The sequence below is a fragment of the Pirellulales bacterium genome (assembly GCA_035533075.1).
Classification (GTDB): domain Bacteria; phylum Planctomycetota; class Planctomycetia; order Pirellulales; family JAICIG01; genus DASSFG01.
In genome coordinates this window covers 1-5217 of sequence record DATLUO010000225.1, presented here as the reverse complement: position 1 = coordinate 5217, position 5217 = coordinate 1, and the positions used below count along the sequence as shown (strand labels likewise).

At 62.0% G+C, this 5217-nt stretch carries 7 protein-coding genes; 3 read left to right on the top strand and 4 right to left on the bottom strand.

Annotated features, from left to right (window positions below):
- Nucleotides 1–513, top strand: a 513-nt coding sequence (locus VNH11_28745; GenBank protein ID HVA50377.1) for a reverse transcriptase family protein, incomplete at its 5' end; no start/stop codon positions are given.
- Nucleotides 514–527: 14 nt separating this feature from the next.
- Here the strand turns inward: VNH11_28745 and VNH11_28740 are convergent.
- The 4 genes from VNH11_28740 to xylA form a co-directional block, all read right to left on the bottom strand.
- Complete coding sequence (locus VNH11_28740; protein HVA50376.1) at nt 528–1421, bottom strand: prepilin peptidase; 894 nt, start codon at nt 1419–1421, stop codon at nt 528–530.
- Nucleotide 1422: 1 nt separating this feature from the next.
- Nucleotides 1423–1653 (bottom strand): hypothetical protein, encoded by a 231-nt coding sequence (locus VNH11_28735; GenBank protein ID HVA50375.1) that lies wholly within the window; start codon nt 1651–1653, stop codon nt 1423–1425.
- A 4-nt stretch (nt 1654–1657) separates the two neighbouring features.
- The gene (locus tag VNH11_28730; GenBank protein ID HVA50374.1) at nt 1658–1966 is read right to left on the bottom strand and encodes a hypothetical protein; all 309 of its coding nucleotides are present in this window, start codon (nt 1964–1966) and stop codon (nt 1658–1660) included.
- Between the two features lie 104 nt (nt 1967–2070).
- Complete coding sequence (gene xylA / locus VNH11_28725) at nt 2071–3381, bottom strand: xylose isomerase (GenBank protein HVA50373.1); 1311 nt, start codon at nt 3379–3381, stop codon at nt 2071–2073.
- 171 nt (nt 3382–3552) lie between these two features.
- Here xylA and VNH11_28720 point away from each other — a divergent pair, with 171 nt between their 5' ends.
- Together VNH11_28720 and VNH11_28715 are read left to right on the top strand one after the other, a co-directional pair.
- Nucleotides 3553–4461: a phytanoyl-CoA dioxygenase family protein gene (locus VNH11_28720; GenBank protein ID HVA50372.1), complete on the top strand. Its 909-nt coding sequence runs from the start codon at nt 3553–3555 to the stop codon at nt 4459–4461.
- A gap of 20 nt (nt 4462–4481) precedes the next feature.
- Complete coding sequence (locus tag VNH11_28715; GenBank protein HVA50371.1) at nt 4482–5123, top strand: sigma-70 family RNA polymerase sigma factor; 642 nt, start codon at nt 4482–4484, stop codon at nt 5121–5123.
- Nucleotides 5124–5217: the final 94 nt, after the last annotated feature.

Here is a 5217-nt window from a genome sequence, read left to right as displayed (position 1 = left end):
CGGCTGGAAGCGTTTTACGGCCGGCCGCACCTGCCTCAGGGCGCTCCGACGTCGCCCGCCCTGGCGAACCTGGCCGCCTATCGGCTCGATTGCCGCTTAACCGCGCTGGCCGCTTCAATGGAAGCGAACTACACTCGTTATGCCGACGACCTGGCTTTTTCGGGCGGCCACGAGCTGGCACGCGCCTCGCGGCGGTTTCACGTTCAAGTCGCGGCCATCGCCTCGGATGAAGGCTTTGCCGTACGCCCTCGCAAGACGCGGATCATGCGCGCCGGTGCTCGGCAGCACCTTGCGGGCGTCGTCGTGAACCGACATCCGAACCTCGCGCGGACCAAGTACGATCGGCTTAAGGCGATCTTGCACAACTGCATTCAGAATGGCCCCGACGCGGAGAATCGAGACGGCCATGCCGACTTCCGAGCGCATCTGGCCGGATCGGTCGCTTACGCCAAGATGCTGAACCCGGCTCGCGGAAGGCGCCTTCGCGCCTTGTTCGAGCAGATCGTGTGGTAGTTCGTGGCGACCCGTCAACGCAGAACGCACTTTGACGCCAACATCCACACTGGGCACCAAACGGCGATCGAGGTCGTCCATCCCGCGCTGCGGAAAGTCGGTACGATTCGGCCGATAAGAACGACCACGACGCCGCTCACCAGCGTCGCGGTTGCGACGGCGACGACCGCTTGCCAGCCGAGAAATGCGCCGACCCAAGCGAGCGCTATCGCCGAATTATTGTCGCCTGTAGCTCCGCGAAAAGGCATTCTTTCGGGGAGCGAAAGACGACTTGACCAGCCGATGGCATAGCCCAGCGCGGCCCCCGCCAATGCGCCGACACCGCCGTCCACAAGCGCATTCAAAGCCGGCGAACTGACGAAAACCGTCGCGCTTGGCCTGAGATTCGGCCAGTTGACCGGCGCCGTCAGTCCGACGATCAGCACAGGAATGGCCAGCCGCATCGGCAAGGCGTGTCGGTCGAATTCGATAAACGCCGCGCAAATCAGGCTGCATAGCAGCAACAGATGATAAGCATAGAGTCCCCAAAGCTGGCCCATCGTCAATTCGGCAGCCGACGAAGGCAAGTTGAGGCGCGACAGCGGCTCAGCCCAGGCCAGGCCCGCAAATACGACGGCTACCAGCAATTCGACGGCCGGGTATCGCGGCGAGATACGAGCCTGGCAATGCCGGCAACGTCCCCGCAGCCAGAGCCAGCCAAAGATCGGCACGTTGTCGGTCGCACGGATCGGCGTTTCGCAGTCCGGGCACCGCGACGGCGGATGCAGCAAGCTCAGCCCGGCCGGCAGCCGGTAGATGACCACGTTCATGAAGCTGCCGATGCAGGCCCCCACCGCGAACAGCCACGCCAGCACGAACCACATCAGCGGCGCCGGCAAGTCGGGATCGAGGAGGCGGTCGAAAGGCATGTCAAGCGACGCGGTCAACGACCTGGGCCTCGACACCAAGTTGCCTGATATCGTCGAGGAAGTCGTCGGCTACATCATCGTCTAGTTCCAGCAGGACTTCTTTGCCTTCGAGCAGGCTATCGACCGTTGATTTCGCGCCTGAGAGCGTGAAGCCGGCGCGTTCACGCAGTAGATGGTTCAAGCCTATTTTGCTAAATCCGGGTTTCCAGTTATGCAACACAACACGTCTCATTGGATCACTCAATTCTTATTTTAATCGGGCGTGGAAGTTTTCCCGGATTTGCACCGGTGGTGCGCATGCCACCGAGAATCACCACTTCTTTTGCACCCTGCTGTCGTCCTAATTCTCGTACCATTTCCCGCAGTTCACCAAGACTGCTGCTGCCTCTGCCTGCGCCGTCTACGTGCATACCACGCAACGTCAGCGTGTCGCCAGTCAGTTCCATTTCGGCGATCGCAGTGACTGTGCTCGCACCGGAAGCTACAATCTCAACCACATCTCCGTCCCGTTCAACAATCGTAACGATGGGTTTCGAGGGTGGCATCGTCGAACGTTCGGACTGCGGCAAAGGTCTACCATTCTTTTAGTATAGCCTTGCAGACGACATGGTTCAGCAGGCAGACCAGACCAATCGGCAAACGGGTCGCCCTATAGGTAGAAGTTAATCAAGTTCTCAAGCATCTCCTGCCGGCCGCTCTTGTTGGGCGTGATCTCGCCCTTGTCGAGCATGAACTTTTCCAGCGAGGCAAAGCCGTGCTTGCCGGACTCGATCTCGGCGCCCACGCCCGAATCCCACGAGGCGTATCGCTCCTTGAGCAGCTTTTCGAGCCGGCCGTCGGCCCGAATCGCGGCGGCGATCTTCAACCCACGTGCAAAGGCGTCCATGCCGCCGATGTGTGCATAGAACAGGTCGATCGGCTCAAAGCTCTCGCGACGCACCTTAGCGTCGAAGTTCACCCCGCCCGGCGTCAGGCCGCCGTACTTCAAAATGCTCAGCATGCACTGCGTGGTCAAATAAATATCGGTGGGGAACTGGTCGGTGTCCCAGCCCAGCAGCAGGTCGCCCGTGTTGGCGTCGATCGAACCCAAAAAGCCCTGGTGGCCGGCGTACTCCAACTCGTGGTGCATGGTGTGGCCGGCCAGCGTGGCGTGGTTGGTCTCGATGTTCAGCTTCACGTGGTCGGCCAGATCGTAGCCGCGGAGGAAGTTGATGCAGGCCGCCGCGTCGAAGTCGTACTGGTGCTTGGTCGGCTCCTTCGGCTTCGGCTCGAAGAGGAATTGCCCGGTGAAGCCGATTTGCTTGGCGTAATCGACCGCCATGTGCATGAAGCGGGCAAGATGGTCCAACTCCCGCTTCATGTCGGTGTTCCACAGGTTCTGATATCCTTCGCGGCCGCCCCAGAACACATAGTTGGCGCCGCCGAGCTCCTTGGTGACCTCAATCGCTTTCTTCACCTGGGCCGCCGCGTAGGCGAAGGCGTCGGCGTTGCTGCTCGTGGCCGCGCCGTGCATGTAGCGCGGGTTGCTGAACAGGTTGGCCGTGCCCCACAGCAGCTTGATGCCGCTTCGCTGCTGCTCCTCTTTGAGCGTCTTCACCACCGCGTCGAGATTCTTGTTCGATTCCGCCAGCGAGCGGCCTTCGGGAGCGACGTCGCGGTCGTGAAAACAGTAGAAGCCGGCGCCGAGTTTTTCCATGAACTCGAAGGCCACGCGGGCACGGTTCTGGGCGTTCTCGACGGAGTCGCTGGCGGCTTCCCAGGGACGGTGCATGGTGCCGGGGCCGAAGGGATCGCTGCCCGTGCCGCGGAACGTGTGCCAATAAGCCACGCTGAAGCGCAAGTGGTCTTTCATCGGCTTGCCTTCCACCACCTCGTCGGGATTATAGTGGTGGAACGCCAGCGGGTTCTTGCTTTTGGGGCCTTCGAAGGGGATCTTTTTGACGTCGGCAAAAGCGGGCATGCGGATGGGCCTCCACGGCGATTTGGGGCATTCGTTTGGTCCAATTCAACGCTCAATGGTGCCAGATGGCCGCTCGCAAGGCAACGGGGGGCACGACTATAATTTGAGGCGGTGGGCGATAGGCCTTGGCTTTGGGTTGCCGACGGACGCTGCCAAAACACGAATGACTTAATGACGAACGACTTAATGACGAACGACCAGACCTCTACTGCGACCGCCGACTTGAGCCTGCGCCACGAGCTCGTCAGCGATCTGATTCGTTGGCCGAGGACCGCGGCCGAGTGGCGGGAATACCGGCTGACGGACGAACAAGTCGCTCAATACCATCGCGACGGTTATGTCTCGCGCGTGAGGTTACTCGACGACGAACAAGTCGGCCGTCTGCGCGACGAGCTGTATGAGCTGGCCGACCCGAACCACCCGGCGAACCACCTGTTCTACGAGTTTCATTCCAACGAATCGGCCGATCAGAGCCGCGTGCTGTTTCACGCCTTGGGCGCCTGGCGAATCGCCCCTGGCTTCCACGACATTCTCTGGAACCCGGCCTTTACCGTACCCGCCTCGCAGCTTCTGGACGGTGCGGTGCGGTTCTGGCACGACCAGTTGTTTTGCAAACCGGCCCGGCATGGCGGCGTGGTGGCCTGGCACCAGGACTATTCGTACTGGACGCGCACCCAGCCGATGGCCCACCTTACCTGCTGGATCGCTCTCGACGACGCCACGCCCGACAATGGTTGTCTGCAATACGTGCCGGGCAGCCATCGCTGGGACTTGCTTCCTGTCACGGGCCTCGCCGGCGACATGGACGCCATCCAAAGCGTGCTTAGCGACGAGCAGCGGGCGGCGTTCAAGCCCGTGGCCATCGAGCTGAAGCGTGGAGAAGCGTCGTTCCATCATCCGCTGATGGTCCACGGCTCGTACGAGAACCGCACCGACGGGCCGCGCCGGGCGGCCGTGATCAACGTTTTTCGCGACGGAGTGCGTTCCGCGTCGAACGACCCGATGCTCGAAGGCGTGCCTCCCGTGCCCGCCGGCCAACGAATGGAGGGAACCTTTTTTCCGCTGTTGTATGAACCCTGAATCCTGGACCCCGAACCCTCATGTGGCCCGACGCCGAACAAACGCAGGAGCTTTTATCGCAGGCCCGAGCGGGCCAGCGCGAGGCGATCAACGAGTTGCTCGACCGGCATCGCGATGCCTTGCGCCGCATGGTGGCTTTGCGGATGGACCGGGCCTTGCAGCAGCGAGTCGACGCCAGTGACATCGTGCAAGACGCGCTGATTGAGGCCAACCGGCGCCTGCCCGACTATCTCAACGACCCGCAGTTGCCGTTCCGGCTCTGGCTGCACCAGATTGCCCGTGACCGGCTGATCGACGCCCACCGCCGGCACCGGGTGGCCGCCCGGCGTAGTCTCGACCGGGAGCAGCCGTTGGCCGCACGGGGAACGCTCGACCATTCGACGATGGACCTGGCCGCCCAGCTTTGCGACCGCGAACTGACGCCCGCCGCGGCCGCCACGCGACACGAGCTGGAGCGCCGCTTTCAGGCCGCGCTGGAAGAACTCGAAGAGAACGACCGCGAAGTCATCTTGCTCAGGCACTTCGAGCAGCTCTCGAACCAGGAGACGGCCCAAGCGTTGGGGCTGACCGAGCCGGCGGCCGGAATGCGTTACTTGCGCGCCGTGCGGCGTTTGCGGGCCTTGCTGCAGGATCCGGACTCCGAGCAACGCGGCGATGAATAATGACGGCCTAAGCGTTATCATTTGTGAAGTGCAATGATCCTCGGATGCCGGGCGACTCGCCAGTGAGCTTCTGGCACTCCTATTCAAGAACTAG